This is a genomic window from Catenulispora pinisilvae (assembly GCF_015356865.1).
In the GTDB taxonomy this organism is placed as follows: domain Bacteria; phylum Actinomycetota; class Actinomycetes; order Streptomycetales; family Catenulisporaceae; genus Catenulispora; species Catenulispora pinisilvae.
Window position 1 is genome coordinate 1 of record NZ_JAAFZA010000520.1, and the last position, 1,050, is coordinate 1,050.

Sequence of the window (1,050 nt, forward strand, 5' to 3'; positions counted from 1 at the left end):
GGGGGATCAAGGGCGGGGCGAGCGCGATCTCGTACTGCGCGTCCAAGGGGGCCGTGGTGAACATGACGCGCGCCATGGCGATCGACCACGGGCCGCAGAACATCCGGGTGAACTGCGTGTGCCCGGGCGACACGGCCACCGGCATGCTCGCCGACGAGGCGCGGCAGCTGGGCGAGGCGGTCGACTCGTTCTACGCCGACGCCGCCGACCGGCCGTTGGGGCGTATCGGGCAGCCCCGGGACATCGCACAGACGGTCGCGTTCTTGGCCTCGGACGCGGCGGCGTTCTTGAGCGGCGCGGTGATTCCCGTGGACGGCGCCGGGACGGCGTGAGTTTTCCCGGCCGGGGTGCGGAACAATGTGCGTGACGAGCAGTGTGAGAAGGGTGACATCGGGATGGCGATCGAGCGGCGGCCGCTCCGCGAGCAGATCAAGGACGTGCTCCTCGAACGCCTGGGCCGGGGCGAGTTCAACCCGGACCAGCCGATCAACGAGGTGCACCTGGCAGCCGACCTAGGCGTCAGCCGCACCCCCCTACGCGAGGCACTGATCGGCCTGGAACGCGAGGGCATCATCATCAGCGAGCGGGGCAAGGGCTTCCGCTTCGCCCCGATGAGCCCACAGGAGTTCCGCGACCTGACAACGATCGTCGCCACCCTGGAGTCGCTGGCCCTGGAACTGTCACCACCCGAGCACCTGAAGCGCATCGCGCCGGAGCTCCTGGAGGAGGCGCACGCCTTCTCCGCCCCCCAGGCCGAGCTGGGCATCATCGAGCGCTACGACGACGAGTGGCACGACCGGCTACTGTCCGGCTGCCGCAACGACCGGCTGATGGACCTGATCACCACACTGAAGCTGACGATGCACCGCTACGAGCGCGTGGTGGTCGGCGACCGGCAGGTGCTGGAGCGCTCGGCGGCGGAGCACGAGAAGATCGCGGAGTGCTTGGTGGCTGCGGATCTGCCGGGGGCGGTGGCGGCGCTGAAGGCTAATTGGGAGAGCGGGATGCATCGGATTTTGGAGAAGTTGGGGGCGCCGGAGGGGGCTTAGG

General features: G+C 69.1%; 2 protein-coding genes. Both read left to right on the forward strand.

Translation table 11 applies throughout. The annotated features are described in order from the left end of the window. The coding region (locus tag IZR01_RS49280) for an SDR family NAD(P)-dependent oxidoreductase (RefSeq protein WP_194927901.1) at nt 1-332 on the forward strand (332 nt) is incomplete at its 5' end. 27 nt (nt 333-359) lie between these two features. After that, nucleotides 360-1,049 carry a GntR family transcriptional regulator gene (locus IZR01_RS49285; protein WP_323746801.1) on the forward strand — a complete coding sequence of 230 codons (690 nt, stop codon included), beginning with the start codon at nt 360-362 and terminating at the stop codon, nt 1,047-1,049. The last annotated feature ends 1 nt before the right edge of the window (nt 1,050 follow it).